Annotated in this window: 27 protein-coding genes; 13 read left to right on the top strand and 14 right to left on the bottom strand. The window is 68.3% G+C overall.

Translation table 11 applies throughout. From position 1 onward, the window contains the following. Positions 1 to 196: 196 nt before the first annotated feature. Complete coding sequence (locus tag NFL01S_RS35140) at positions 197 to 349, bottom strand: hypothetical protein (protein ID WP_157116151.1); 153 nt, start codon at positions 347 to 349, stop codon at positions 197 to 199. 146 nt (positions 350 to 495) lie between these two features. On the opposite strand from NFL01S_RS35140, the gene NFL01S_RS01810 reads away from it, so the two are divergent. From NFL01S_RS01810 to NFL01S_RS01800, 3 genes are all read left to right on the top strand, one after another. Continuing rightward, positions 496 to 1,710, top strand: coding sequence for a low temperature requirement protein A (locus tag NFL01S_RS01810; protein WP_062971295.1), 1,215 nt, complete (start codon positions 496 to 498; stop codon positions 1,708 to 1,710). 184 nt (positions 1,711 to 1,894) lie between these two features. Further along, positions 1,895 to 2,551, top strand: a complete 657-nt coding sequence (locus tag NFL01S_RS01805; protein WP_062970752.1) for a nitroreductase family protein — start codon at positions 1,895 to 1,897, stop codon at positions 2,549 to 2,551. A 230-nt stretch (positions 2,552 to 2,781) separates the two neighbouring features. Beyond that, positions 2,782 to 3,648, top strand: coding sequence for an RNA polymerase sigma factor SigF (locus tag NFL01S_RS01800; RefSeq protein WP_084492321.1), 867 nt, complete (start codon positions 2,782 to 2,784; stop codon positions 3,646 to 3,648). A gap of 16 nt (positions 3,649 to 3,664) precedes the next feature. On the opposite strand, the gene NFL01S_RS01795 is transcribed toward NFL01S_RS01800, so the two are convergent. Next, entirely contained in the window at positions 3,665 to 5,227 is a 1,563-nt protein-coding gene (locus NFL01S_RS01795; protein WP_062970750.1) for a sensor histidine kinase, read from the bottom strand. Continuing rightward, positions 5,220 to 5,897, bottom strand: coding sequence for a response regulator (locus tag NFL01S_RS01790; protein ID WP_062970748.1), 678 nt, complete (start codon positions 5,895 to 5,897; stop codon positions 5,220 to 5,222). The genes NFL01S_RS01795 and NFL01S_RS01790 overlap by 8 nt, the downstream gene beginning before the upstream one ends. A 110-nt stretch (positions 5,898 to 6,007) precedes the next feature. On the opposite strand from NFL01S_RS01790, the gene NFL01S_RS01785 reads away from it, so the two are divergent. Beyond that, positions 6,008 to 6,364 (top strand): PepSY domain-containing protein, encoded by a 357-nt coding sequence (locus NFL01S_RS01785; RefSeq protein ID WP_084492320.1) that lies wholly within the window; start codon positions 6,008 to 6,010, stop codon positions 6,362 to 6,364. 624 nt (positions 6,365 to 6,988) lie between these two features. Here NFL01S_RS01785 and NFL01S_RS01780 read toward each other — a convergent pair. Further along, a complete protein-coding gene (locus NFL01S_RS01780; RefSeq protein WP_062971291.1) occupies positions 6,989 to 7,708 on the bottom strand; it encodes a dienelactone hydrolase family protein in 720 nt (239 codons plus the stop codon). A gap of 197 nt (positions 7,709 to 7,905) precedes the next feature. On the opposite strand from NFL01S_RS01780, the gene NFL01S_RS01775 reads away from it, so the two are divergent. Then, entirely contained in the window at positions 7,906 to 8,484 is a 579-nt protein-coding gene (locus tag NFL01S_RS01775) for a sugar O-acetyltransferase (protein WP_062971289.1), read from the top strand. A 33-nt stretch (positions 8,485 to 8,517) separates the two neighbouring features. Here NFL01S_RS01775 and NFL01S_RS01770 read toward each other — a convergent pair whose 3' ends face one another. From NFL01S_RS01770 to NFL01S_RS01760, 3 genes are read right to left on the bottom strand one after another with little or no spacing between them, the layout of a single operon-like run. Beyond that, a complete protein-coding gene (locus NFL01S_RS01770; RefSeq protein WP_062970745.1) occupies positions 8,518 to 9,339 on the bottom strand; it encodes a YceI family protein in 822 nt (273 codons plus the stop codon). After that, the gene (locus NFL01S_RS37520; RefSeq protein ID WP_084492319.1) at positions 9,336 to 11,921 is read right to left on the bottom strand and encodes an MFS transporter; all 2,586 of its coding nucleotides are present in this window, start codon (positions 11,919 to 11,921) and stop codon (positions 9,336 to 9,338) included. Before NFL01S_RS37520 ends, NFL01S_RS01770 begins: the two co-directional genes overlap by 4 nt. Then, positions 11,914 to 12,405, bottom strand: coding sequence for a MarR family winged helix-turn-helix transcriptional regulator (locus NFL01S_RS01760; RefSeq protein WP_063915792.1), 492 nt, complete (start codon positions 12,403 to 12,405; stop codon positions 11,914 to 11,916). Before NFL01S_RS01760 ends, NFL01S_RS37520 begins: the two co-directional genes overlap by 8 nt. A 418-nt stretch (positions 12,406 to 12,823) precedes the next feature. Here NFL01S_RS01760 and NFL01S_RS01755 point away from each other — a divergent pair, with 418 nt between their 5' ends. The 8 genes from NFL01S_RS01755 (at position 12,824) to NFL01S_RS01720 (ending at position 18,838) form a co-directional block, all read left to right on the top strand. Beyond that, a complete protein-coding gene (locus NFL01S_RS01755) occupies positions 12,824 to 13,960 on the top strand; it encodes an NAD(P)-binding domain-containing protein (RefSeq protein WP_062970741.1) in 1,137 nt (378 codons plus the stop codon). A gap of 342 nt (positions 13,961 to 14,302) precedes the next feature. Beyond that, complete coding sequence (locus NFL01S_RS01750; RefSeq protein WP_062970739.1) at positions 14,303 to 14,647, top strand: YciI family protein; 345 nt, start codon at positions 14,303 to 14,305, stop codon at positions 14,645 to 14,647. Continuing rightward, the gene (locus NFL01S_RS01745) at positions 14,644 to 15,867 is read left to right on the top strand and encodes an RNA polymerase sigma factor (RefSeq protein WP_062970737.1); all 1,224 of its coding nucleotides are present in this window, start codon (positions 14,644 to 14,646) and stop codon (positions 15,865 to 15,867) included. Before NFL01S_RS01750 ends, NFL01S_RS01745 begins: the two co-directional genes overlap by 4 nt. A gap of 5 nt (positions 15,868 to 15,872) precedes the next feature. Beyond that, on the top strand, positions 15,873 to 16,481 hold the full coding sequence (locus NFL01S_RS01740; protein ID WP_062971287.1) for a maleylpyruvate isomerase family mycothiol-dependent enzyme: 609 nt from the start codon (positions 15,873 to 15,875) through the stop codon (positions 16,479 to 16,481). Between the two features lie 228 nt (positions 16,482 to 16,709). Then, complete coding sequence (locus NFL01S_RS01735) at positions 16,710 to 17,216, top strand: hypothetical protein (RefSeq protein ID WP_245670474.1); 507 nt, start codon at positions 16,710 to 16,712, stop codon at positions 17,214 to 17,216. After that, a complete protein-coding gene (locus NFL01S_RS01730) occupies positions 17,206 to 17,982 on the top strand; it encodes a hypothetical protein (RefSeq protein ID WP_062970735.1) in 777 nt (258 codons plus the stop codon). Before NFL01S_RS01735 ends, NFL01S_RS01730 begins: the two co-directional genes overlap by 11 nt. Continuing rightward, positions 17,979 to 18,446 (top strand): roadblock/LC7 domain-containing protein, encoded by a 468-nt coding sequence (locus tag NFL01S_RS01725; RefSeq protein WP_245670473.1) that lies wholly within the window; start codon positions 17,979 to 17,981, stop codon positions 18,444 to 18,446. The genes NFL01S_RS01730 and NFL01S_RS01725 overlap by 4 nt, the downstream gene beginning before the upstream one ends. A 20-nt stretch (positions 18,447 to 18,466) precedes the next feature. Further along, on the top strand, positions 18,467 to 18,838 hold the full coding sequence (locus tag NFL01S_RS01720) for a hypothetical protein (protein WP_062970733.1): 372 nt from the start codon (positions 18,467 to 18,469) through the stop codon (positions 18,836 to 18,838). Positions 18,839 to 18,883: 45 nt separating this feature from the next. On the opposite strand, the gene fadD11 is transcribed toward NFL01S_RS01720, so the two are convergent. Genes fadD11 through NFL01S_RS01685 form a run of 7 tightly spaced genes read right to left on the bottom strand, consistent with a single transcriptional unit; the run spans position 18,884 to position 26,443 of the window. After that, positions 18,884 to 20,707 carry a fatty acid--CoA ligase FadD11 gene (fadD11, locus tag NFL01S_RS01715; protein WP_062970731.1) on the bottom strand — a complete coding sequence of 608 codons (1,824 nt, stop codon included), beginning with the start codon at positions 20,705 to 20,707 and terminating at the stop codon, positions 18,884 to 18,886. Positions 20,708 to 20,723: 16 nt separating this feature from the next. Further along, entirely contained in the window at positions 20,724 to 21,659 is a 936-nt protein-coding gene (locus NFL01S_RS01710) for an alpha/beta hydrolase (RefSeq protein WP_062970729.1), read from the bottom strand. Further along, the gene (locus tag NFL01S_RS01705; protein ID WP_062970727.1) at positions 21,656 to 22,531 is read right to left on the bottom strand and encodes a short-chain dehydrogenase/reductase; all 876 of its coding nucleotides are present in this window, start codon (positions 22,529 to 22,531) and stop codon (positions 21,656 to 21,658) included. Before NFL01S_RS01705 ends, NFL01S_RS01710 begins: the two co-directional genes overlap by 4 nt. Next, positions 22,528 to 24,006 carry a flavin-containing monooxygenase gene (locus tag NFL01S_RS01700; RefSeq protein WP_062970725.1) on the bottom strand — a complete coding sequence of 493 codons (1,479 nt, stop codon included), beginning with the start codon at positions 24,004 to 24,006 and terminating at the stop codon, positions 22,528 to 22,530. Before NFL01S_RS01700 ends, NFL01S_RS01705 begins: the two co-directional genes overlap by 4 nt. After that, positions 24,003 to 24,512, bottom strand: a complete 510-nt coding sequence (locus tag NFL01S_RS01695) for an SRPBCC family protein (RefSeq protein ID WP_062970723.1) — start codon at positions 24,510 to 24,512, stop codon at positions 24,003 to 24,005. The genes NFL01S_RS01700 and NFL01S_RS01695 overlap by 4 nt, the downstream gene beginning before the upstream one ends. Positions 24,513 to 24,533: 21 nt before the next feature. Beyond that, the gene (locus NFL01S_RS01690; RefSeq protein WP_245670472.1) at positions 24,534 to 25,526 is read right to left on the bottom strand and encodes a PDR/VanB family oxidoreductase; all 993 of its coding nucleotides are present in this window, start codon (positions 25,524 to 25,526) and stop codon (positions 24,534 to 24,536) included. A gap of 35 nt (positions 25,527 to 25,561) precedes the next feature. Beyond that, complete coding sequence (locus tag NFL01S_RS01685) at positions 25,562 to 26,443, bottom strand: metal-dependent hydrolase (protein WP_062970719.1); 882 nt, start codon at positions 26,441 to 26,443, stop codon at positions 25,562 to 25,564. Positions 26,444 to 26,503: the final 60 nt, after the last annotated feature.

Raw genomic sequence — 26,503 nt, 5'->3', positions numbered from 1 at the left:
AACCTGCGCACTACTCGTCGCCCCCGACCCGATCAAGATCATATCCGGTGGGCGCGCCATATGGTCATCGACCGGTCGGCCGAGCGCGAGCCGGGGATCGCACAAGCTCGCGCGCGGGCTCCCGAATCGGTGAAATCCGCCGAGTGACCCACCCGTTTGGGCAGGTCACCCGGCCGACCACCGTCGTCGCGGGAGACTATTCGGTATCGGTGGATCCCTTCGGATCCTTGGCGTCGCGCAGGGCGGTTTCCAGTTCCCGCCGGAGCCGCGCCGCGGTGGCCTCGTCACCTGCGTTCTCGGCGGTGGTGATGTCCTGGTTCAGCTGGGCGATCGTATCGCGGGTGCTCATCGAACCTCCCTTCTCGTCGGGGTGCCGGCCGTGGGATCCGTGCCGGCATCCTCCACCGACCGCGTGTCCGATTTCCGGCGGTCGAAACATGCGTGCCGAGCCCGGCAGAGCTGCGAGCGGCGCTGCTGGGTGCGAGTATTTGCCGTATGAGAGGAGCCAAGCGGATGCGCTTGCAGCCGGTCGCCCAGGGAGCCGCGGTCACCCAGCTGGAGCTGTTCTTCGATCTGGTCGTGGTCTTCGCCCTCACGAAGGTCACCGATCTGGCCGCCGAGGACACCTCGGCCGTGAACATGCTGCGGGCACTGCTGGTCCTGGCGGTGGTGTGGTGGGTATGGATCTCCTACAGCTGGCTGGGCAATGTGGTGCGGGCCGACGAAGGCCTGGCCCGGGTGGCCGTGTTCACGGCCATGGGCGCCGCGTTCATCGCCGCGCTGGCCATTCCCGAGGCATTCAACGACCTGCCCGGCGGCTGGTCGGGGCCGCTGGTGTTCGCGCTGGCCTATCTGGTGGCCCGGCTCGTCCACCTGGGTATGTTCTGGCTGGCCAGTGCACAGGACCCGCAGTTGCGCGGGCAGGTGATCCGCTGGGGGCTGGGGTCGATCACCCTCGGCACCGCGCTGCTGGTGGTCGCGGCGACCACTTCGGGCGCCGTGCAGATCGGATTGTGGATTGCCGCGGTGGCCGGGGATATGGCCTGGACTCTGCTCTCCGGTAACGGCTGGCGGGTGAACTCGGCCAAGCATTTCTCCGAGCGCTACGGGTTGATCGTCATCGTGGCGCTGGGCGAATCCATCGTTTCGATCGGAATCGGGGTGGCCGCGCTGCCCATCTCGTGGCCGATCGCCGTGGGCTCACTGCTGGGCCTGGCCATCTCCGGCCTGCTGTGGTGGGCCTACTTCGACGTCGCGGCGCTGTCGGTGGAGCATGTGCTGGCCGCGGCCGACGGGGAACGGCAGATCAAGATCGCCCGTAACTGCTACACCTACTGGCATTTCCCGATGATCGTCGGCGTGATCGCGCTGTCTCTGGGCCTGAAGAAAGTGCTGTACTACGTCGGGGACAGTTCGCATCACCGGCTCACCGACGCGCTGTACGGAATACCGTTGTTCGCCCTCTACGGCGGTGTCGCGCTGTTCCTCATCGGGCTCGTCGGTGGCAAGGCCTACGCCACCGGGCAGGTCACCGTATCCCGCGTCGTGGCGATCGTGGTGCTGCTCGCGCTGATCCCGTTGGCGGCGGTGCTGCCCGCGCTCGCCGCCCTGACGATCCTGTGCGCGGTCCTTGTCGTACTGATCGCCTGGGAGACCGTCCGCTACGCCGCACCGCGCGACGAGATCCGGCACGGCGAGCATCATTCGTAGCGGGGTCCGGCCGGGGAATCGTCGCCGGACCGGCACCGGCCCCTGTTCGGCCGCCGTTCGCGATGCCTGCCGACGGCTGTACCGGCGGAGCGTGCCCGGAGTATGTTCGCCGGAGGCGGCCGTGACCCACGCCGGGTGTTCCGGCCGGCCCCGGCCGTGCCGTATCGGAACGAAGGAGCCTGCTGTGCCCAGGGAACTGGACCTGACCACGGACGAACTGCTGTCGACCACGCGAGCGGTGCGGAAACGGCTCGACCTCGAGCGCGCGGTACCGCTCGAGGTGGTCCGGGAATGTATCGAACTGGCGGTGCAGGCGCCGAGTGGGTCGAACCGGCAGGGCTGGCACTGGGTCGTCGTCACCGATCCCGGACAGCGCCGGTCCCTCGGCGAGCTCTACCGCAAGGCGTTCGAGGAGTATGCGTCGTCCCGGTATTTTCCCGGTAACCAGCTCAGCGGTGATTCCGAAGCGGATGCGGCCCGGCAGCGAGTCGCGGATTCCGCGCGGTATCTGGCCGAGAAGATGGGCGAGGTGCCGGCTTTGGTGATCCCCTGCCAGTCGGGCCGCCTCGACAACGCGTCGAGTGCGGAGAGCGCGTCGTACTGGGGGTCGCTGTTTCCCGCGGCGTGGAGCTTCTGCCTGGCGGCGCGATCGCGCGGACTCGGAACGTCGTGGACGACATTGCATTTGCGATACGAGCGGGAAGCGGCGGAAGTTCTCGGTATTCCCTACGACAAGGTTTCCCAGGGTGCGCTGCTCCCCGTGGCCTATACGTTGGGCACAGATTTCAAGCCCGCCGCGCGGGCGGATCTGGATCGGATCGTGCACATCGGCGGCTGGTAGGCAGCCGGCGCGGGCGTCGTCGAGGGCCCGCCGGCTGCTCCGTCCGGCCTCTGCGGTCGATCGTGAATCATTGCTGTATACAGCATATTTCGCGATACTCTCGTCCGGTGTGCGGGTGCCCGACGGAAGGTACCGGCCGGTAGGTCACGTTTCGATCACGTCGAATCGGGTAGTTCTGAAGGAAGTCGAGCCGATCAGCGAGCCGATTGGGAAGACCCGAGGAGCCACCGATGAACGAAACGACCACAGTCACCATCGACACACCCGCCGTGACCCACAACGCCCGACCCGGACGGCCGCGCGGCGGGGACAGCTACGACAATCTCGAACCCTGGTTCGACAAGCTGGCCGGCCTGGAACCCGACGATCCACGCTGCCAGGAAATCCGCACCGAAATCGTGCATCTGGGCCTGCCGCTCGCGGACCATATCGCCCGGCGGTTCAGCGGTCGCGGCGAGGCATTCGACGATCTGCTCCAGATCGCCCGGATGGGTCTGGTGCAGGCCGTGGACCGCTTCGATGTGAGCCGGGGCAGTTCGTTCCTGTCGTTCGCCGTGCCTACCATCATGGGCGAGGTGCGCCGGCATTTCCGCGACCACACCTGGGCCGTGCGGGTGCCGCGCGGTACCAAGGAACTGCATCTGCGCATAGGCCCGGCCTCCGAAGTATTGTTCCAGCGGCTCGGCCGGACCCCGACCGCCCGCGAGATCGCGGCGGAACTCGGAGCGGAACTGACCGAGGTCACCCAAGCCCTGATCGCAGGTAACGGACATACCAGCAACTCGCTGGACGCCGCGGTCCGCGAGCACGACGACGACACCCCGCCCCCGGCCGTGCTCACCAAGCTGGGCACCGAGGAACCGTGCTTCGGGTTGCTCGAGGACGCCATGGCCGTACGCCCGCTCATCGAGGAACTGCCGCGGCGCGAACGCCAGATCCTCGTCTGGCGCTACTTCGGCAATATGACCCAGAACCAGATCGCGGGGCGGCTCGGTATTTCGCAGATGCAGGTTTCCCGGATCCTCGGCAAAACGCTCCGGACTCTGCGCGAGCAGGCCCTCGCCGAACCGGATACGGCCGCCCCGATAGCTGCCTGAGCGGTCTCGCCGGCGATTATCCGGGCAGCGGGATCGTGACCACGAAACGAGCCCCGCCCGGTACACCGTTCTCGACCCGGATCGACCCGCCGTGCCGTTCGACCACATCGCGGACGATGGCCAACCCCAGCCCGGCACCGCCCTCGTCACGGCTGCGGGCCTCGTCGAGCCGGACGAAACGCTGGAATATCCGTTCCCGATCCGCCTCGGGCACACCGGTCCCGTCGTCGGCGACCACGAGCACCGCGGCCCCGTCCACACATTCCAGCGAGACCTGAACCACGGTGGCAGTATGCCGTTGCGCGTTGTCGACGAGATTGCCCAGTACGCGGGCCAGCTGGGTGCCGCTACCGGTGAGCACGACCGGCTCGTCCGGCAGGGCGGTCTCGACCGGGACGCGGTCGCCGGTACGCCGCGACAGTTCACCCGCGACGAGCGCCGCGATATCCACCCGGCCGGGCCGGGGCCGTTCCCCGGCGTCGAGGCGGGCCAGCAGCAGCAGATCCGTCGCCAGATGTTCCAGTCGCACGGTATCGCCGAGCAGCCCCTCGAGTTCGAGCAGGTCCGGATGCGCCTGTGCGACCTCGAGCTGGGCTCGCAGACTGGCGATCGGACTGCGCAACTCGTGCGCCGCATCGGCGATGAACCGGCGCTGCCGGTCGGCGGACTCTTCGAGCGCCGCCAGGGTGTCGTTGGTGGTCGCCGCGAGCAGGGCGATCTCGTCCCGCGCCGGTGGCTCGGGGACGCGCCGGGACAGGTCACCGTGCATGATCTCGGCGAGTTCGCGGCGAATGGCTTCCACCGGGCGTAACGCGCGCCGGGTGACGAACCAGGTCACCACCGACACCACCGCCAGTACCGGGAGCAGCCCGAGCAGCATGGCGCGCCGGGCGTCGGCGACCGCACTGTCGGCGGTATCGAGTGCGGCACCCGCATAGACGGTGACCGGTTGCCCGTCGGCGGTGGTCGCGGCGAGCGCGGCGACCCGGAAATGGTCGGGAGTCGAAGCATCGCCGACCCGCAGGTATGCCTCGCCCACGACGGCGTCGGTGGTCGACGGCGCCGCGGCGACAGCGCTTCCCGGTGCCGCCGCGATTCCCGCGACGGTGGCGCTGCCCGGGGTGGCGTCACCGTCGGGTTCCTCGTCCGCGTCGTCTGCGTCCGCCTCCTCGTCGTTCTCGTCGTTGTCGTTGTCGTCCTCATCGTCCTCCGGCTCGTCGTCGTCCGAGCCGGGTTCGCCCGACGCGTACGGCCCGAAATCGGCCATCGGCCGCCGGCCCCGCAGTTCGTCGTCGGCGGCGAGTACCCGGCCGTCCGGTGCGACGATCTGCACCGGTTCGTCGTCCGGATCGGGAAACCGCAAAGTCGCGAGATCGGCGCCGCGGCCGATCCTGTCGGCGATATCGCGCGCCGTGTGCTCGGCCTGCGTGCTCGCACTCTCGACGAGGTTGTCCCGCAGCACCACCAGCACGATCATGCCTGCGGCAACCAATGCCACGGCCACGACAGCCGTGGCAGCGGTGGTGGTGCGGGCCCGCACCGAACTCCACCACCGGCGGCGCGGGGTGCGCTCAGCCACGGTCGCCCGCCAACCGGTATCCCGCGCCGCGCACCGTATGGATTGTGCGGCATCCGAAGGGTGCGTCGATCTTGCGGCGCAGGGCGCTGATATAGACCTCCACGATGTTCGGGTCGCCGTCGTAGGCGAAATCCCAGACGTGGCAGAGGATATCGGCCTTGGAGACCACCTCCCCGGCCCGTACCGCGAGATGTTCCAGTACCGCGAACTCTTTGGCGGTCAGCGTGACATCCCGGTCACCGCGGCGGCAGGTGTGGCTGCCCGGATCCACCAGCAGATCGCCCACCCGCAATACCTTGGCGCCGCCACGGGTCCGGCGGCGCAACAACGCCCTGATCCGGGCCACCAGCACCACATACGAGAACGGTTTGCGCAGATAGTCGTCCGCGCCGGTATCGAGTCCCTCGGCCTCGTCGTATTCGCCGTCCTTGGCGGTGAGCATCAGCACGGGGGTCTCGTGTCCCGCGGCGCGCAGTGTTTCGCAGACCCGGTAGCCGTTCATCCCCGGCAACATGATGTCGAGGACGATCAGGTCGTAGTCGGTACTGGTGGCCCGGTGCAGGCCGGAGACACCGTCGTGGACGACATCCACGGCGAATCCCTCGGCGCACAAGCCTTTTGCCAGTGTGTGGGCCAGACGCTTCTCGTCCTCCACGATCAGCAGACGCATTCGTCAAGAGTGGCAGATCGTTGCTGAAACGATCTTCAGGTGGCTTCAGGCGGGTTTCAGCATCCGCTTGCCACAGTGGTGAACATCCGCTCATACAGGAGGTTTGCACCATGGGAACATTTTTCCGCCACGCGGCTTCGGCGATGCGCTGGTTACTGGTCGGCGCAGTGGTGGCGGCGGTGGCGGCCGGCGCCTGCCTCGGTGTCGCCGCGGTCGCTACCGGCTCCGGCACCGACCACGACGGCGCGCCGTGGTCGCTGGTGGCCGCCCCGGGGATCGATCGGCAGAAGGCGATGGATGCCGCGGTTGCCGCGGTCCCCGGCAGCACAGCGGTTTCGGCGGAACTCGATTCCGAGCGGAACACCACGGTGTGGGAGGTGGAGGTCGTGACGCCGGAGGGGGTGGAGTACGAGGTATCGGTCGACGCGAACACCGGTGTCGTCCGCGGGACCGCCGAACGCGATTGACCACCGGTGCTCGCGCTGCGGGTAGCCCGCGAAAGGGCGACCCCGGCGGCCCGGTTCCCGGCTGCTGCGGCGGAACGGTGGAGCCGGAGGTGAATCATGGACCTGGTATCCGGAACTTCGGATACCAGGTCCTTTCCTCCTGTGTCCGGCCGGTTCCCGGCGGTGCGGGAGTCGGCCGGGATGGCTCGCGCTGCAGCCGGGCCACGCGGTATGCGGTGCCGGCGAACCGGTTCCGATACTTACCGTGACAGGGAAGCGGATCGCATATGCGTATCGGTAATCAACGTACCGTTATGTAGCGGCATAAAAGCCCCGCAGAACGCGGGCGCTCCGTGGAAAACGATGGGAGAGTGCGATGGGATCCCGATTCCTGGGTTTCATGATGTTGATGTTCGGTGCCATGATGCTGATGTAACGGGCATAGTGGATAGTGTGGCCCGGTGGTTCGCGCCCACGGCGTTCGTCGCCCGCTGAGCGTGGATGTGGGATTCGTTCCGCCCCTCTTTCACGGACACTGCAGGTGGCCCGCCGGAAAGGCCGCGCGCTCCGGTCTGCCGGGGTGGACTCCCCGTCGGCTCCGGCTGTGGACGCTGCGGCCGGGTGACCTATTCCCGATGAAAGGGGTCAGTCGCCGGTATCGGTCTCGGGGTCGCGCAGATGGGCGTCGAAGAAAGCGGTGATGCGGTGCCAGGCGTGTTCGGACTCCGGTTCGGAGTAGGCCAGCCCCGCGGTACGTTCCACCACACGTAGTGGTGGCGGGGTGGGCCAATTGTTCATGAACGAATGGCCCACACCCGGGTATTCGTGCACATCGTGCGGCACACCACCGGCGGTGAGTACCTTCTCGAGCTCGGCCGCGGCGCCGGGCAGCATCCGGTCGCGCGCCCCGTAACTGGCCACGGTCGGGCACGCGTCGCGTAATGCGTCCAGGCCCTGCGGTAGGACACCGTAATTGGGTGCGGTCGCATCGAACACTCCGCGCGGCGCCAGCAGCAGGCAGAATCCACCGCCCATACAGAACCCGGCCGAGGCCACCCGGCCGGTGCTGCGCCGGTCGGCGGCCAGATGATCGCGGGCGGCGACGATATCGTCGACGGCGTCACCGTCCCCCGCCGCCAGCGCCCGGAAGGTGCGCACCACACAGCCGACCCGGCTACCGCGCCGGAACAGTGCGGGCGCGAGCGCAAGATAGCCGTGATCCGCGAAACGGTCGGTGATACGCCGGATATCGTCGCTGAGGCCGAACGCATCGTGCACGACCACCACCGCCGGCCACGGTCCGCCGGACTCCGGCACGGAAAGGTATCCGGGCAGCGGACCGCGCGGTGCGGGAAATTCGATCATCGGCACGGGGCTGCTCCTCGCGAACGGCGGCGTCGAGATGTCCGATGGTCCCACATACCGTCGCCCCGCGCGTCCGGTCGGCCACCGGACAGGTTCCGGGTACGCCCGCCGTGGCGGTGGGCACCGATTCCCGGATACCGGCACCGATCTGCCGGACGAGGCCGGGTGCGGCATCCGCGCCCGGATACCCTCGTGAGATGGGCGACGAGAAATCGATGCGGGAGCGCATGCTCGCCGGTGAGCTGTATCTGGCCGACGATCCCGAGATCAGGGAACAGAGCCTGCGGGCGATGGAACTGATGGAGGCCTACAACAGCACCCCGGCCCGGGATACCGCACGGCAGCACAAAGTGCTCACCGAACTGCTCGGGGCGGTGGGGCAGGACACCGAGATCCGGCCGCCGCTGCGGGTGGACTACGGCAGCAACATCACCATCGGATCGGGTTGTTTCGCCAATTTCGGGCTCGTCGCCCTCGACGTCGCGTCCATCACCCTCGGCGACGATGTGCAGATCGGGCCCAATGTCCAACTGCTGACGCCGACCCATCCCTTGGATCCGGGGCTACGTCGCGCGAAATGGGAAGCGGCCGTACCGATCACGATCGGCGACAACGTCTGGCTCGGTGGTGGTGTCATCGTGCTGGGCGGGGTTTCCATCGGGGCGAACACCGTCGTGGGCGCCGGTGCGGTGGTCACTCGCGACCTGCCCGCGAACGTGGTCGCGGTGGGTAATCCGGCGCGGGTGATCCGCACGCTCGGCCCCGCCGGCGACTGAGCGGGTGCCGGTCGAACCGGCACCCGCCCGCCACTACATCTGCGGTAACCGGTCGCCCTGCACCACCTGGATATCCAGGTCCAGCTTGACGGTCGTACCCACGGCTGCCACACCGGCCCGCACCATCGCGTTGTAGTCGATCGCGAAATCGTCGCGGCGCAGCAGTGTTTCGGCATGGAATGCGGCGCGGACCCCACCCCAGGGGTCGGGTCCGAAGCCGCCGTAGGTGATATCGAGGTCGACGGTCCGGCGCTGGCCGTGCAGGGTCAGTTCACCCGGCATGATCCAGGTGTCGCTGCCCGTGCGCCGCAGGCCGTTACCGGTGAACGAGATCAGCGGGAACCGTTCGACATCGAGAAAATCGGCCGACCGCAGGTGGTCGTCGCGCATGGCGATCCCGGTGTCGATACACGACGCCTTGATCTCGGCGTAGCCGGTGGACCGTTCGAACGGCTCGCCGATATCGAGGCGGCCGCCGACCTCGGCGAACCGCGCCTTGATACTCGAGATACCGAGATGGCGGGCGGTGGCGATCACGGTCGAATGCACCGGGTCGATCGTCCACGGACCCGACAGCGGTAGAGCCACCGTTTCCGCCACGGCCACCAGCGTGATATCGCCGAGCGTGCCGGTTCCGGCAGAAGAGATCTGGGCGGTACGGGCCACCGGCTGGTATCCGGGCGCGGTGAGCACGGCGGTGTGCAGACCCGGCGGCAGGGTAGCGGTGGTGACGGCACCGGTGTCGTCGGCGACCGCCCGGCCGATCTGGCGGCCGGTGCTGTCGGTGACGGTCAGTACCGCCTCCGGTACCGGCCAGTTCTCGGCATTGCGTATACGAGCGGTGAGTCCGGTCATGAGTGCTCCTCGGTGTCGTAGCCGAGCCGCACGTCGAAGTCCGCTTGCGCGCCGGTCACCGCAACCTGGCCGGTGATCGGCGGGTAACCGCGGGCAACGACCGTGTACTGCCCTTCGGGCAGATCGGTCACGACGTAGCGGCCGTTTTCGTCGGTTCGCACGGTGGCGTTCACCTCGCCCGCGGCGTCGAGCACGGTGATCTGGATATCTTCCAGCGTCCGTCCGCTCGCCGACCGGGCCGATCCGGTGAGCACGGCCATCGGCGCGAGCTCGATATCGTGGCGCAGCAGACCGCTGTCCGGCACGGTCAGGGCGGTGGCGCTGGGTCGCATATGTTCGGCGACGGCGACCAGGGTATAGGTCCCCGGAACCACGCCGTGGCAGAGGTAGGAACCGGTGCCGTCGGAAGTGGCCGAGGCCACGACCTCACCGCGCTGATCGGTCACCGTCACGGTCGCCCCGGCCAGCGGTTCCCCGGCGGGCGCGCGCCGGACGGTGCCCGACAGTTCGCCGAGCCCGGTGAGGGTGAGATCGGTGCGGACCGTACGGTCGGCGACGGCCACATTGACCGCGGTGGGACCGTGCCCGGTGGCGGAGGCGATCAGCACATAGTTCCCGGGGCCGGGTGCGTCGATCGAAAAGCCGCCGTCGGAGGTGCCGATCGTCCGGGCAACCTGCTGGCCGCGCTGGTCGATCAGGGTGAGCGCGACACCCGGGACCGGCCGGCCGTCCTCGCGGCGGATGCGCCCTTCGACCGCGGATCGGCCGGATCCGCCTTCGGAGTAACCGGCGACGGGCAGTGTTTTCGCCAGGCCGGCGGCCGAGTAGCCGCCGTGTCCGTTCCGATCGGCCGGGACGGGTCCGGCCGGTGCGCCGACGGCGACCGGCACGCGATCGGTCCGCGGTGCCTCGTCCTCGGCGTAGCCGGTATCGCGCGCGGCGGGTTCGGTCACGGCGTATGCCGCGGTATCGAGCTCGGCGATATCGTCCGGAATCTCCGTCTTCGCCGCCATATCGGTAGCGGTCGCGGGATCGACGGTCGGCTCGATATCGATCGTGCGGCGCAGCGGGCGGTTCGGCAGCAGGAGAGCCGCGAGCAACGCCACGGCGGTCGCGAAGGCCGCGATCAGGAAGATGCGGCCGGTGGCGTCGCCGTAGGCGAATCGCACGATCTCGGCGATCGGCGCCGGGAGAGCGCCGAGGTCGAGATTGCTCCCACCGGAGGAATCGGTGTGGATGCCCAGTTCGGCGAAGCGGGCGCTGGACAGTTCCCCGACGCGGGTGGCGAGCACCGAGCCGAGCACCGAGACGCCGATCGCGCCGCCGAAGGTGCGGAAGAAGGCGACGCTACTGGAGGCGGCGCCGATGTTCTGCACACTGACGGTGTTCTGCACGGCCAGCACCAGATTCTGCATCATCATGCCGACACCCATGCCGGTGACGGTGATGAAGGCGCCGATCAACCAGATGTTGGTGGCGTGGTCGACGGTCGACAGCAGGGAGAAACCGATGACCAGCAGCGCGGCACCGGCGACGACGAACGGCTTCCACTTGCCGAAGCGGGTGATCAGCAGTCCGGACGTGACCGAGGCGACCAGCATGCCGGCGACCATCGGCGAGGAGAGCAGGCCGGCGGCGGTGGGGGAGTAGCCGCGCGCGGTCTGCAGGTACTGGCCGAGGAAGGTGGTGGCGCCGAACATCCCGACGCCCACGGCGATCGAGGCCAGGATGGCCAGCGCGGTGGTGCGTTCGGTGACGATCTTCAGCGGGATGACCGGGTCCTTGACCTTGGCCTCCACCAGCACGGTGGCGATCAGGAGCAGGACACCGCCGCCGACGTACAGCGCCGATTCGGTGGACCACCAGTCGTAGTAGCCGGCTTTACCGGCGAACGAAACCCAGATCAGCAGAACCGAGACGCCGGCCGTCAGCAGCGTGGCACCCAGCCAGTCGATGGACACGTTTTCTTTGCGGGTGGTCGGCAGCTTCAGCGTCCGCTGGAGCAGGAACAGGGCGATCAACGCCAGCGGCACACAGATGTAGAAGCACCAGCGCCAGCCCAGGGGGCTGTCGACGATAACGCCACCGAGGATCGGTCCGCCTGTCATCGATACGGCCATCACCGCGCCCATATAGCCGGAATAGCGGCCGCGTTCGCGGGGCGGGATGATGCTGCCGATGATGGCCTGCACGAGTGCGGTGAGTCCGCCCATGCCGATGCCTTGCAGGGCGCGGGCGACCAGCAGTAGTGCGACGTTGTGGCTGAGACCGGCGATCACCGATCCGATGACGAAGATGACGATGGCGGATTGCACCAGGGTCTTCTTGTTGAACAGATCGGCGAGCTTGCCCCAGATCGGCGTGGAGGCGGCATTGGTGAGCAGGGCCGTGGTGATGACCCAGGCGTAAGCAGTCTGTGATCCTTGCAGGTCGCCGATGATGGTGGGGAGCGCGTTGGCGACGATGGTGGTGCTGAGCAGCGCCGTGAACAGGGCGGCCAGCAGCCCGGTCATCGCCTCGAGGATCTGGCGATGACTCATGGCGAGCGGATCGCGAGATGGCGGTGCCTCTGTGTCAGACATCAGTTCTCTCTTTCGGAACCTGCGGGTTCTCGCTCGTCGAGGCGCAGCGGGAACGGGCATTGAGGGAATTACGGAGTCGTCGTACGGCCAGATACGCCTGTTCGGCGTCGTCCTCGGACCAGTCGTCCAGGGTTTCCTGAAGATGCCGGGTATGGACTTCCCGTGCCCGGTTCAGGAGATCCAGGCCCTCGCCGGTGAGTTGAACCAGCGCGGCCCGGCCGTCGCTGGGGTCGGCCCGGCGGACGATATATCCGGCGGCGGCGAGCTCGGTGATATGCCGGCTCAGCGCTGACTGGGTGATACGCATATCGGCTGCGAGGTCGACCTGCCGGCAGGGGCCGGAGGCGTCGAGGGTGGTGAGGACGGCGAGCCCGCCGGGCGGTAGCTGGCCCGCGTCGGTGAAGAACAGGGCGCTGCGGAGGGCTCGGCCGATATGGAACATCTCACCGAGTAGGTGCTGTGCGGTATCGGATGAGATGGGCACTCGGACTCCAAGAGGGGAATAGTTTCTTTCGCTAATCAACTTTAGAGCAGTTGCTTTCGCTAATCAACTAACTGGCCCGGTGAACGGGTGCGTGGGGGTGTGGCATTGTGCACAGTGAAGAAGCCGGGACGGCCCGCCGCGTAACACGCGGGCCGGGGGTCTCCGGAGACGTCAGGGTAATACCCGGGCCGGTGTGGCGGGCGCCGGGGTGGTGCGAAAGTGCGGCCGCGGCTCGGCTCCCCGGGCATCGGTGTCCCGGAGGTACGATTTTCCCGCTCGGAATATGAAACGTTCTGCGTATCGGCGATTTTGGGCATTTCGGACTTTTAGTGCACGAGAACGCCGGGTACGTGCCCGGGAAGCGCACCGCGACGCATGGGGATCGCTGTGTCACCGGCCCGGGCTAGCATCGGCGGTCATGGTGACCGATGCAGCGGGCCCGGCCGGGCCGGATTTCCAGGTCCTGGTGATCGGGGCCGGTCAGTCCGGTTTGTCGGCCGGTTACCACGTGCAGCGGCGCGGGCTGGTTCCCGGACGCGATTTCCTCATCGTGGACCACGCCCCGGGCCCCGGCGGCGCCTGGCAGTTCCGCTGGCCGTCGCTCACCCTGAGCACCGCCAACGGGGTACACGATCTCCCGGGGATGTCGTTCGCGGAGAATCTGCCGCCCGGTGCCACCGTCACCGCCGACGTAGCGGCCGCGACAGCCGTCCCGTACTACTACCGCCGCTACGAGGAACATTTCGGGCTGCGCGTCCACCGCCCGGTGACCGTCCGAGTGGTGTGCGATCGCCGCGAACGCGACGGGCTGCTGCACGCCGAAACCGATAACGCCGGCACCTTGCGCGTCCGCGGCCTGATCAACGGCACCGGTACCTGGGAACGCCCGTTCATACCGCACTATCGCGGTGCGGAAGTCTTCGCCGGCCGCCAGCTGCACACTCGCGACTATCGCGATCCGCAGGAGTTCGCCGGGCAGCACGTTGTGGTCGTCGGGGGTGGGATCTCCGCCGTCCAGTTGCTCGACGAGATCTCCCGGGTCACCACCACCACATGGGTGACACGGTCCGCCCCGGTTTTCCGCGAAACCCCGTTCGACCAGGATGCGGGCCGGCGCGCGGTGGCCATAGTCGAAGACCGGGTGCGCCGCGGGCTACCGCCGGGGTCGGTGGTCTCGGTGACCGGTCTGGTGCTGACCGAACGCCTGCGCGCCGCCCGCGACCGCGGTGTCCTGCACCGATTGCCGATGTTCGAGCATATCGAGCCGGACGGGGTGCGGTGGTCCGACGGGACGTTCCAACCGGCACAGGTGATCCTGTGGGCCACCGGTTTCCGCAGCGCCCTCGACCATCTGGCGCCATTGGCGTTGCGGGGCCCCGGCGGCGGAATTGCGATGACGGGCCGTTCGGCAACCCAGGTCGCGGCCGACCCGCGGATCCATTTGATCGGGTACGGCCCGTCCGCCAGCACGATCGGCGCGAACCGGGCCGGTCGTTCGGCGGCCGTTGAACTCACCGCACAACTCGGCCTCGGAGACAGTCCGGCCCGCAGGTGATCGCCGGAACCGCGGCCCGCATCCCCTCGGGCGCGAGGTGCCGGGTGCGTCGCGTCGACCCGGCGCGATGTTCGTGTGCCGGGGACTGTTCGGGCAGTCCGGGGCGCGCTCGATCGCGTCGACGCGACGATCGAGGACGAGCCGCATTCACAGCGGGCGCCGGGCCACCACTACCGGGCCGCCGACCGCGAGGCGTGGCACTTGCGCGGGGCCCGTCGGCACAGCGGCCTGGACCGCGCCGCAGCGATCGCGTGGCCCGGTCCGTCCGACGGTGCTGAATTTTCCGGCCTGTCGGATTTCGGGTGCCGCCGATCGTCTAATGGGTGAAGGAGGTGTTCGAGCATGAAATACGTGCTGATGTTCTGTGAGACCGAGCAGTGGGAGAAGGACTGGGAGGCGATGGACGATGCCGCGCGCGAACAGGGATTCGCCCGCGTCCAGACCTGGCTGGCCGAGTACGGCGACAAGATCCTGCACAACCGCAAACTCGCGGGCGGCGACACCGCGACGACGGTTCGGCTCGACGCGGCCGGCGGCGTTCTCGTCACCGACGGCCCGTTCGTCGAGGGCAAAGAGGTCGTCAGCGGGTATGTGGAGGTGGAGGTGGCGGATCTGGACGAAGCGCTTGCCATGGCCCGGACCTGGCCGGGCTGCCCATTGGTGGAGATACGACCGGTCCTGATGTGACCGGCGCCGACCCCGGCCGGGTGCTGGCCGCGGTGCTGCGTGAGCACGGCAGCCGGCTCGCCGCGTCGCTGGTCACCTTGCTCGGCGACTTCGCGGCCGCCGAGGACCTGGTGTCCGACGCGGTCGAGAAGGCGTTGCGCACCTGGCCGGTCGACGGTGTCCCGGACGATCCGCAGGCGTGGTTGTTCACCGTCGCCCGCCGCCGCGGTCTCGACATACTGCGCCGGGAAGCCAACTATCGCGACAAACTGCGGCAGTTGCGGTGGCCGGTGCAGGCGGAGGCCGATGATCGGTTGCGGCTGATGTTCATCTGCTGCCATCCGGCGCTCCCGCGCGAGGCGCAGGTGGCGCTGACCCTGCGGATGGTGTGCGGACTGGACACCCGCCAGCTGGCGCGGGCATTCGTGATATCGGAAAGTGCTGTCGCCCAGCGCATCACCCGCGCAAAGCGCAAGATTTCGCAGGCCGGTATCCCCTTTCGCACTCCCTCGGACGCCGAACTCGCCGAACGCCTGGACGAGGTGCTGACCGTCATCTACCTGCTGTTCAACGAGGGCTATCTGGCGACCGAAACGGTCGGCGACCCGGGCCTGGCCGCCGACGCCGAATGGCTGGCGGCGCTGCTGGACCGGCTGCTGCCCGGCGAACCGGAGGTGATGGGACTGCTCGCGCTCGTCCGATTGCATCGGGCACGTGCCGGCGCGCGTTTCGACGGTTCGGGCCGTATCGTGCTGCTTCGCGACCAGGACCGCACCCGCTGGGATCACGCCGCCATCGGGCGGGCGATCGACCTGCTGCTCGCCGCCGGCCGGCGGCGACGGCCGGGCCCGTACCAGGTGCAGGCGGCGATCGTGGCCTGCCATGCCGAGGCGGCGGACTGGGCCGCCACCGACTGGCCGCAGATCGTGGTCCTCTACGACTTGCTGTCGGCGATGACGCCCTCACCGGTGATCCGGTTGCATCAAGCGATAGCCCGCGCGCAGGTGGAGGGGCCGGAAGCGGCATTGGCGACCGTGGACGAACTCGCCGCGCAACTGGACGGGTACCACTTGTTGCACGCTACCCGCGCCGAGTTGCTCCGCGAACTCGGCCGGGCCGACGACGCCGCGGTGGCGGACCGGAAAGCGCTGGCGCTCACCCGGAACCCGGCCGAGCAGGCCTTACTGGAACACCGCTTGTACCGGACTGCTGTGTCACACAGGGAAGGAGGACCGCGGTGAATGTCATGGCTATGGCGCGTGCCGAGCGCGACGATATCGCCGCCCTGCCGGCGACTTTGACGCCGCAGCAATGGGAGGTGCCGACCTTGTGTGTGAGCTGGCGAGTGCGCGATGTGGTCGCGCATATGGTGAGCTACGACCATCTGGATGCGCGGGGTCTGGCCGGGCGGTTCGTCAAAGGCCGTATTGTGCACGCCAACCAGGTCGGTGTCGACGAGTTCCGCGCGTACAACATCGGTGAACTGCTGGAATTCTTCGACCGCCATCGGCAACCGCGAGGACTGACCGCCGGCTTCGGCGGGATGATCGCGCTGGTCGACGGCCTGATCCATCACCAGGACATCCGTCGTTCGCTCGGCGTGCCGCGCACCGTTCCGGAGGACCGGTTGCGTTATGTGCCGGCGCGGACGCCCGGCAACCCCCGGCTCGGCGCCCACCGGCGCATCCGCGGACTACGGTTGTCGGCAACCGATCTCGAGTGGTGCCACGGCCGCGGCGCCGAGATTTCCGGCCCGGCCGAATCGCTTCTCATGGCAATGTCCGGGCGGCGCGGTATCACCCGTGAACTCACCGGCCCAGGAGTTCCGATCCTGGCAGCCCGGATCGGCGACTGACCGTACAGGCTTTCCTGCCCGAACCGTGCGACAGTGGTGGAAATTCACGATTCCGTAGTGCCGTGCGTCGCTGAGGGCTAGTTTTCGTGACACCGCGAACTGTCTTCGGCCCGCACCCGGCCCCGGATGGCGCACTCGGGACGCACTACTGCGTTCGCATGACATAGTTCGCAAGGTCTGTGTAGTGTCTCTGCAATCTGAAACACGCATGAACGAAGTAGGGGCGCAGTGATCGGTATCGATGGATGTCTGGAACGCATCATGGACATCCCGGGGGCGCGCAGCGTGACCTTGGTCGACGGGGCGAGCGGACTGGCAGTGGCCGGGGCCGGACGCCATGAACCGGTCGACCAGCACGAGGACGCGGCCACCACCACCGATGTCGTGCGCGCCGTACTCGGCTGTCCGGCGCTCGCGACCGGTGCCGACGATGACGACATCACCGAAATCATCGTGTACGGCAGCGGGGGATACCACCTGATCGACCTCGTCCGCGGTGATTTCGACGGACGGCTTTTCGTGCACGCGCTGTTCGACGAGGGTTCGGGCAACCTCGCGATGGCCCGATACCGGTTACGCGGGATCCTCGCGGAACTGACCGGGGACGATCACGGACCGGAACCGGAGGCCGGCGGCGGTCCTGAGCCGGCGGAGCCGGCCGGGGGCGGCCGTGGAACAGAACCGGGCCGGAGCAGTCACGGGGTGGAACCGGCCGAGGGCGGTTATGGGAATTGAGCTCGTGGACGAGCTGCGGCGGCTGGAAGACGAGGGAAGCACCGGCGTGCTGCACGCGGGTGACGGGGTTTTCCATCTCGCGGACGGCGCCATAGCCTCCGCCGAATGCCGTCGCACCACTGGGCTGGATCGGCTGGCCGCGGAAGCCGGGGTGGCCGGGGCCGGCGAGTGGCAGCGCGCCGCCGCGGGCGACCCCAGTCCCGTGCTCGGCCGCCCGGTGTTCGAAACCTTGGCGCTGCTCTCGGTATTCGACGCCGCCTATTTTCTCCTGTCCGGCCCGGTCGTCGCCGAATTCCGGCCCGCACCCCCGCATTGGCTGGCGCCGGTCTGCCATATCCCGCCGCGGGTATTGGTTCGCGAATGCGCACGACGTGGGGACCCGAACGCCGGTCCGTGGCCGGCGCAGCTGGTCGATCGGTCGCCCGTGGTGCCGGTTCGCCGGATCCGCCGCAATCGAGTCGTACTGACCGGCGGGCAGGCCGAAGTACTTGCCGCCGCCGATACCCGCCGCAGCGTCACCGTTATCGCCCGCGACCTCGGCCGCACCGCGTACGGCTGTCTGGAGGCGGTCCGCGACCTCACCGCGGCGGGGTTGATCGAACCGCCGGCGGACCGGCAGACGCAGGCCTCGCCCCGGCCCGCCGCCGAGCCGGCCCTGCGCCGGCGGGTGCGGCAGGAGGTTCCGGTTCCCGAGGACGGTGAGTGGGAGCCGGTGGATCGGCAACTGCTCCTGCGGCTCCGCACGGCACTGGAGGACCTCGCGTGACAGCGCGCAGGAAATTGCTCGGTGATCTGATGGGGAGGTTGACGAAAGTGCCGATGCCCGAGCCGGATCCGGCGGTGTTTGCAGAACTCGCCGGACTACGGGCCCGGGTGCCCGGGCTGATCGGAGCCCTCGTGGCGTCCAGTGACGGCCTGCTGGTCACCCACGACCTACCCGGACATATCGAACCCACCGGAATGGCCGCGCTCGCCGCGGCGCACCTGTCGCTGTCGGACCGGCTGGCGGCTGTCGCGTACGGGGGCGGGTTCCAGGAGGTCGTGGTGGACGGGGCACGCGGGCACATCGTCATCTACGCGGCGGGCTGGGCATCGCTCACCGTGTTCGCGGAACCGGACGTGAACATCGGCCGGTTGCATCTCGAATCCCGTCCGGTGGCGCGCAGTATCGCCGAACATCTCGCAGGCACCGCCCGCGATCCCGACCGGACCAACCGAAGACCCGGATAACCCATCGAAAGGAAACACCTGTGTCCGATATGGACTTGGCGCTGAAGGACATGATGGCGATCGACGGCGCCGTCGGCGCGGCCGTCGTCGACTACACCAGCGGTATGGCGCTGGGGATGCTCGGCAGCTCGAAAGCGCTCGACCTCCACGTCGCCGCCGCGGGCAACACCGAGGTGGTGCGCGCGAAACTGCGGACCATCGAACAGCTCGGCCTGCAGGAGGATATCGAGGACATCCTGATCACGCTGAGCTCCCAGTACCATCTGATCCGCCCGATGACCGGCCGGAAATCGAAAGGTTTGTTCCTCTACCTCGCGCTCGATCGCGGCCGCGCGAATCTGGCTCTGGCCCGGCACAAACTGCGCGGTATCGAAGAAGACCTCGAGGTGTGATCCGCCGCCGGATCGCGGTGCGCCACCGCGATCCGGCCATCGGTGCTATCGGCTCGCCGCCACTTCCCCGGCTGCTGGTTCGCGGACCTGGGCGGGTGGTTCGGGGCGGTAGAGATCGGTGATCCGGTCGGCGTACTTCTCGGCCACCACCGTACGTTTCAGTTTCATGGTGAGGGTGACCTCGTCGCCGCCGGCTTCCCAGAAGACCGGCAGGACGGTGAAGCGTTTGATCTGTTCGACGCGGGCCAGCCGCGCATTTCCGGCGGCGATACCCGCGGCGATCGCCGCCAGAACCGCGGGGTCGGCGGCGAGTGCGGCGGGCGTGGAATCGGTGAGACCGTGCTGCGTGGCGTAGGGGCCGGCGGTTTCGGCGTCGAGGACGACGAGAGCAGTGTTGTAGGGGCGGCCGTCGCCGATCACCGCCATGGCGCCGATGAGCGGCGTGGCCGCCTTGACGGTGTTCTCGATATGCGTCGGCGACATGTTCTTACCCGACGCGTTGATGATGATGTCCTTCTTACGGTCGACGACGGTGTAATAACCTTCCGCGTCGACGGTCACGATATCGCCGGTGGACAGCCAGCCGTCGGCATCGATCGCCTCCGCGGTTTTCTCCGGTAGACCCCGGTACCCCTTCATCACCAGCGGTCCGCGCAGCTGGAGTTCGCCGTCGGGTGCGGTCCGGGCGTGCATACCCGGCAGCAGCGTTCCGACCGTACCCAGCCGGGCATCGCGGGGATGACTGACCGTGCAGATACACGACAGTTCCGACATTCCCCAGATCTCGGTGATCGGCACCCCGAGACCGGCGAAGAAGCCCAGTGTTCCCGGCGGGATCGGCGCGGCACCCGACATCGCCCAGCGCATCCGGTCGAAGCCGAGTGCCGTCCGCAGCCCCCGCAGGACCAGCTCGTCGGCGCGTTGCCATTCGGCGGCCAGATCGGCGGGGAGCTCGCGGCCCGACAGGGCGTATTCGCCGCGGCCGGCGGCTACCGACAGCGCCCACTGGAGGGCGGCGCGCCGTTCGGCATCGGGCTCGGCGGTGGCCTCGAATTCCACCGCGGCGCGGATCTTCTCCCAGACCCGGGGCACCGCGCCCCAGATGGTCGGGTGTAGATCGGCCAGCGCGCCGGCGATCCCGGACGGGTCGGGAACACAGGTCACCTGGACGCCGAGCACCTCCTGCGCGTAGAGCGCGGTGAGCCGATCGGCGATATGGGCCGAAGGCATATAGGAGGTGATGGTGTCGCCGAATTCGATACCGAGCACGTCGGCGACCCCGTAGACCTGGAACAGCAGGTTGGCATGGGTGGTCTCCACACCCTTCGGGGCGCCGGTGGTCCCGGAGGTGTAGATCAGGGTCGCCACGTCGCCGGGTCGCACGGCACGCCAGGCCGCCTCGAAATCGAAGTCGGCCACACCCGCGGCGCGCAACCCGTCCACGGGCAGAGTCCCGGCGGGAGCCTCGTCGAGACAGATCAGACGTTCGAAGACGACCCCGCAGTCGCGCAATCGCGGCACATACTGGGGTTCGCAGATCACCACGCGGGCACCGGCATTGCCGAGAACGTATCCGAGTTGATCCGGCGGCAGGGTGTTGTAGACCGAGAACGACGTCGCGCCGAGGTGCTGGGCGGCCACCTCGAGCGGGTAGAAGTCCGGCCGATTACCCATCATCAGCGCGACCGTGTCCCCGCGGCGGACGCCGAGCGCGGCGAGTCCGGCGGCGAATTCGCGGACCTGCTGCGCGTATTCACCCCAGGTGACCGTGCGGGTGTCACCGGGCGTGCGGAGCGCGACCGCGGCGGGGTCCACGGCGGCGATATGCTGGAACGCGGCGGGGAGAGTGTCGAATCGGACTGTGCTCACGGGAGAGTCTTTCGGATCAGACCGCGGCTGCGGTGGGTTCGAGAACGGCGGCGGCGAAGCGGGCCGCGGACCGGTAGGCGAGCCGCGATTCCGGAATCAGGACGGGCAGCACCTGGAAGGCATGGATCTGGTCGGGCCATATCTGTAGGTCACAGACCGCGCCGGTGGCGGTCCACCGCTGGGCCAGAACGAGAGCGTCACCGCCGAAGAATTCGGTATCGCCGGCGTGGATGAGCGCCGGTGGCAGCGTTTTACCGGGGGCGGGCAGCAACTCGTAGGGGTCGGGGGTGAAATGGGTGACCGCGCGCCGCGACAGACCGGCCGACAGCAGGCCACACGTCCGCGCTCCTTCGTAACCGGTGGCCACACCGAGGCTCAGATCCGCCATCGGTGAGAACAGCACCACTCCGCTGGGTGCGGGCAGGCCGCTGCGGGCCCGGTCGATGACGAAATCGGCGGCGAGGAACCCGCCCGCGGAATCTCCCGCGACCAGGATCCGGCCGGGGGCGTAACCGCGGCCGGTCAGCCACCGGAACGCATGGTCGATATCCTGCGGCGCCGCCGGATACGGGTGTTCGGGCGCGCGGCGGTAGTCCAGGGTGAAAACCGGCAGTCCGGTCGCGGTGGACAGGCGCGAGGCCACTCCGCGATACCCGGCCGCGGATCCGGCGACGAACCCGCCGCCGTGCACGTACAGCACGACGGCATCGGTCCGGCCGGCCCGCGGCCCCCGCACCCATTCCCCTCTGACCCGGCCGTCGCGAACCTGCTCGACCGTGGTGCCGGACAAGGCCGGTGCGACCGTGCGCAACGCCTGATCGATCAGTGCCCGTGCGAACGGGAGCGTGCAGGCGTTCACCGGTGCGGCCGCCGCGAGCCGGCGCGCGGTCAGCGCCGATACCTGCCGGACAGCGCGGGCTTGCCACGAACCACGGACCGGCGGCGCGGTCATCGCCGTTTCTCGATCGCGCGCACGATATCTTGTACCGATGCATCGGCGGCCAGCCGGCCGTCGAGAACGGTGTTGATCACCCCGCGCAACAATGCGTAGGGCTGCCAGCCGCTGGGCGCGATGGTGCGTGCCGCGCGCCGCGAGATCCCGTCGGCGATGGTGCGCGCGGCCTGTTCGGCGGTGATCCGCACGCTCAGCGGCCACGGCAGCAGATCGTTGATCCGGCGGCCGAGATCGTCGGCGTCGAGCATCGCATGCGTCATCGGTGTTTCCACCAGGCCGAAGTAGGCGATTCCGGCGGTAGCGCCGGAGGCAGCCAGTTCGACCCGCAGCGCCCGGCCGAGCTGTTCGACCGCGGCCTTGCTGATCATGTACGGCGAACCACCCATTCCCGGCGCGAACGCGGCACACGACGACACGACCACCACATGACCGCGGCTGCGGACGATCTCGTCGAGCGCCGGATGCACGGTGTTGAACACTCCGGTGAGGTTGATGTTCAGCACCCGGTCGAAATCGCCGGGTTCCATGGTGCGCAGTGTCGCCGGTACCGGGGTGACGCCGGCGTTGGCGACGACGATATCGAGCCGGCCGAACCGGTCGGTCACCTCGCCGATCACCTGTTCCATCCGGTTCCGGTCGGTGACATCGGCGCCGATACCGCAGGCCCGCGATCCCAGCTCATCTGCGGCCCGTCGTGCGGCGGCCTCGTCGATATCGACTGCCGCGATCACGGCACCACGCCGGTGCAGGATCCCCACGAGTTCGCGGCCGATACCCTGCCCGGCGCCCGTCACCAGCACCACCTTGCCGTGGATATCGAATACCGGCCCGGCGAGCCGGTCCAGCGGGCCGGGCAGCGGCGGCTTCATGAGCTCACCTCGTAGGATTCGGGGTCGAAACGCTGGGTGCGGCGGCGGTATTCGAAACTCCAGCTCGGGTACAGCCCGGCATTTCGGCCGTCGGGGGTGGTGTAGTAGGTCTGGCAGCCGCCGGTCAGCCATACGGTGTCCGCGCTGCGGCGTTCCATTTCCCCGACGAACGCGTCTTGCGTTTCCCGGCGCACCTCCACCCGGCGGGCCGCGCGTGCACGCAGGGTGCTGAGAGCGTCGACGATATAGGTGATCTGCGATTCCAGCATGAAGATGGCGGACTGGTTACCGGCCGCGCCGAACGGTCCCAGGGTGCAGAAGAAATTCGGGAATCCGGCCATCGCGGTGCCCAGATAGGTTTGCGGTTCCTCGTAGTACAGCTCGGCGATGGAGCGGCCGTCGCGGCCGGTGATCCGTTCGAACGCGGTCGGGATGGGCGTGAACCCCGTGCCGTAGATGATCGTGTCGACCTCGATTTCGTCGCCTTCGCGGGTGACGATCGAGTGCGGCCGCACCTCCGCGATACCGTCGGTGACCACTTCCACGTTGTCCTTGTCCAGCGCCGGCAGGTAGGCGTCGGAGAAGATGGCGCGCTTACAGCCGATGACGTAATCGGGTGTGGCCTTGCGGCGCAGCCGTGGATCCCGGATCTGGCGCAGTAACTGGAGTCGGCCGAGCATCTCGAAGGGGTGACGGAACCGGTTGTCGACGAAGCCGACCAGGCCGAAACTTTCGATGAGGCCGTACCAGGTACCGCGAACGGCCTTCTGCGCCAGCGGTAGACGCCGCAGCAGGCTCCGCTCCAGTCCCAGGGTGGGCCGATCCATCCGCGGTACGATCCACGGCGCCGACCGCTGGAACACCGTCAGTGCGGCCACCTGTGGCTGGATCTCCGGAATGAACTGCACCGCGGACGCCCCGGTGCCGATCACCGCGACCCGCTCGCCGGTCAGATCGTGGTCGTGATCCCAGTGCAGGGAATGGAACGCGGTACCGGTGAAGCTCTCCAAGCCCGGGAGATCCGGGTACTTCGCTTCCGCGAAGATCCCGGCGGCGGACAGGAAGTAGTCCGCGGTGAGCGAGCCGCGGGAGGTGTCGATCCGCCAGACGGCGTTCGCCTCGTCCCAGCGTGCGCCGGTCAGTTCGGTATTCAACCGGATACTGCGCACCACATCGTGCTCGGTGGCGACGCGGCGCAGGTAATCGAGGATTTCCGGCTGCCGCCCGTAGGTGCGCGACCAGTCGGGGTTCGGGGCGAAGGAATAGCTGTACAGCTGGGAAGGGACATCGCAGGCGCAGCCCGGATAGGTGTTGGCCTGCCAGGTGCCGCCCAGATCGGCGGCGCGTTCGAGCAGAACCACATCGTCGAAACCGGCCTGTCGCAGTGCGATCGCCATCCCGATACCGCCGAAACCGGCCCCGAGCACGACGATGTTGTGATGTCCGGAAACCGCGCCGGACTCCGCCGGGCTCATCGCCGCGCCCCCACCGCGTCGCGCCGGACCCGGCGGGTGATGCCTTCGGCGATGGATTTGGTGACCAGCCGGTTCACCGGGCTCGCCGCGGCCAGTACGGGGCGGAGCAGCGGATTGCCTTCGAGGGCGAATGTCCAGACCAGCCGGGTCGCGGTGCCCAGGGACAGGAGGGTGAGGTCCTCGGCGAAACGGTGCAGGCCCGGGACAGACGCGGAATCGACGGTGAAGGTCATTCGGGTGTTCTCCGCCCAGCGGTAGAAACGCTCGTCGAGACGGAGTGCGCCGCCGAGGGTCACCTGCCGGGTGGTGCCGGCGCCGAACGGGCGCGGCGAAGTCCAGCGGGCGGCCGTGATCACCGGGGACCATGACACCAGGGCGTCGTCGGCGGTGAGGGTTTCCCAGACCTGTTCCCGGGAGGCCGGGATATCGACGATATGGGTGTAACGCCGGGCCGCGGTGTTCAAGAAGGTGTCATCCGCCGGTTCGAGCGGGAAACTGGGAGGCATTGTGCTGGTGGACCTTTCGCTTCAGAGATCGAGAACCAACGGCCCGCCCGCGGACCGGGAGACACACGGAAGCATGTGGCCGGGGCGTTCGGTGTCGGTGAGGGTGCGGTCGCGGTGGTCGATATCGCCCGCGAGGACCTTGGTCTTGCAGGTACCGCAGAATCCCTGGCGGCAGGAGAAAACGGCGTCGGGATGTATCCGGCGGATCGCGTCGAGCGCGGACTCCGCGGCACCCACCCGCACCTGTTTGCCGGAGGCGGCAAGGGTGAGCTCGAACTCCCGGCCGTCGACGATCGGTGGCGCCGAGAATCGTTCGGTATGCAGCGAGCCGGTCGGGTTCAGCGGGAAGAAGCTGCGGTGTGCGGCTTCGAGAACCGGCGGCGGGCCGCAGACGTACACCGCGGCCCCCAGGGGCGCGTCCGCCAGGATCGCGGGGATATCGGGGGTGCCGAATTCGTCGTCGGGCCGGATATCGGTGCCGGTGGGAAGTTCGCCGAGGAAAGGCATGGTGTCGCGGGAACGCCCCAGATACACCAGCCGCCCGCGGTCGCCGGCGGCGTGCACCATGGGCAGGATCGGGGTGATGCCGATACCGGCGGCGACGAACAGGTAGGCCGGGGCGGTCTCCACGAAGGTGAACGCATTACGGGGTCCGCGGATCCGGAGCACATCACCGGGTGCGAGCGTGTGCATCTCCGTCGACCCGCCGTCACCGCCGGGCAGCCGGCGCACGGCAATGCGATAGCGCGAACGGTCCCGCGGATCGCCGCACAGGGAGTACTGGCGTTGCCGCCCGGAGGGCAGGAATACATCCAGATGGGAACCGGGACGCCAGACGGGCAGCTGCCGGCCGTCCGGCCGCCGCACGGTCAGCGAAACCACGTCCGGTGCCTCGGCGTGTACTGCGTCCACGGTGACGGTGATATCGAAACCGCTGCGCCGCACCGGGTTCGGGCGAGATAGTGCGGGTGTGGTGAACACCTTCTTATAAAGGTCCATGGCAATGCCCAGCATCTGCAGGCTCCGCGACGGCGCCGGTCCGGTCGTATTCATCCGCGGGCCGCGGGGGAGTGCGCCAGATAGCGCAGAGCGTTGTCCATCGAACCCAGCTGTGAAGGATGGAACCCCGGCCGCAGATAGCGCGGCATCTCGGTGAAGAACGTGGTGAAACTGGGAATCACACCGCGCACGGTCGCGCTGAGGAACTGCTGCCCCCAGAAACGTCCCTTCGCCGGGCTCGGGTCCTTGCGGTAGAGGTAGGCGGTGGATACCACGAACAACGGCAACAGCAGCCCACTGGCCAGCAGGCCGGTGCGGACCCGGCGCGCATAGCCGCCGTCGACGTGCATATAGGCGTCGAACACCACGCTGCGGTGCTCGACTTCCTCGGCGCCGTGCCAGCGCACGAGGTCCAGCATGGTCGGGTCCATCCCGAGTTCCTCGAGCACCTTCGATTCGAGGAGCCATTCACCGATCACCGCGGTGAAATGCTCCATCCCGGCGAACAGGCCCATGCGTTCCTTGAGCCACTCCTGTTCGGCGCGGCCGGTGAGCCCGTGGCCGCCGAGTACCCGGTCGACCAGCCAGGCGACCTTGGCGACATACGATTCGACGTCGAGTCCGATCGACTGCAGATGGCGACGTGCGCCCTCGTGGCTGCCCGCGTGCATCGATTCCTGGCCGATGAACCCGGTGACCTCCTCGCGGAGCCGTTCATCGTCGATATAGGGCAGTGCCTCGGCCAGGCAGGCCGCCATGGCGCGTTCGCCCTCGGGCAGGACCAGGTGCATCACATTGGTGACATGGGTCGCCAGCACTTCGCCGGGGATGTAGTGCATCGGGACGCCGGAGAAGTCGAAGTGCACGTCCCGCGCGTGGATCGCGTGGGCTTCCTCGCGATAGGTGCGCGGCGGTGCGCTGTCATCAGCCATACCTGAACCGTACAATGCAACAGATTGCCTTGCAATGTGGTCGCAACAAAATCTTCCGGA

This window comes from Nocardia flavorosea NBRC 108225, from assembly GCF_001613385.1.
Taxonomy (GTDB): Bacteria; Actinomycetota; Actinomycetes; order Mycobacteriales; family Mycobacteriaceae; genus Nocardia; species Nocardia flavorosea.
Note: the sequence above shows the minus strand (reverse complement) of the source record. Positions and strands in the feature narration are given on the sequence as shown.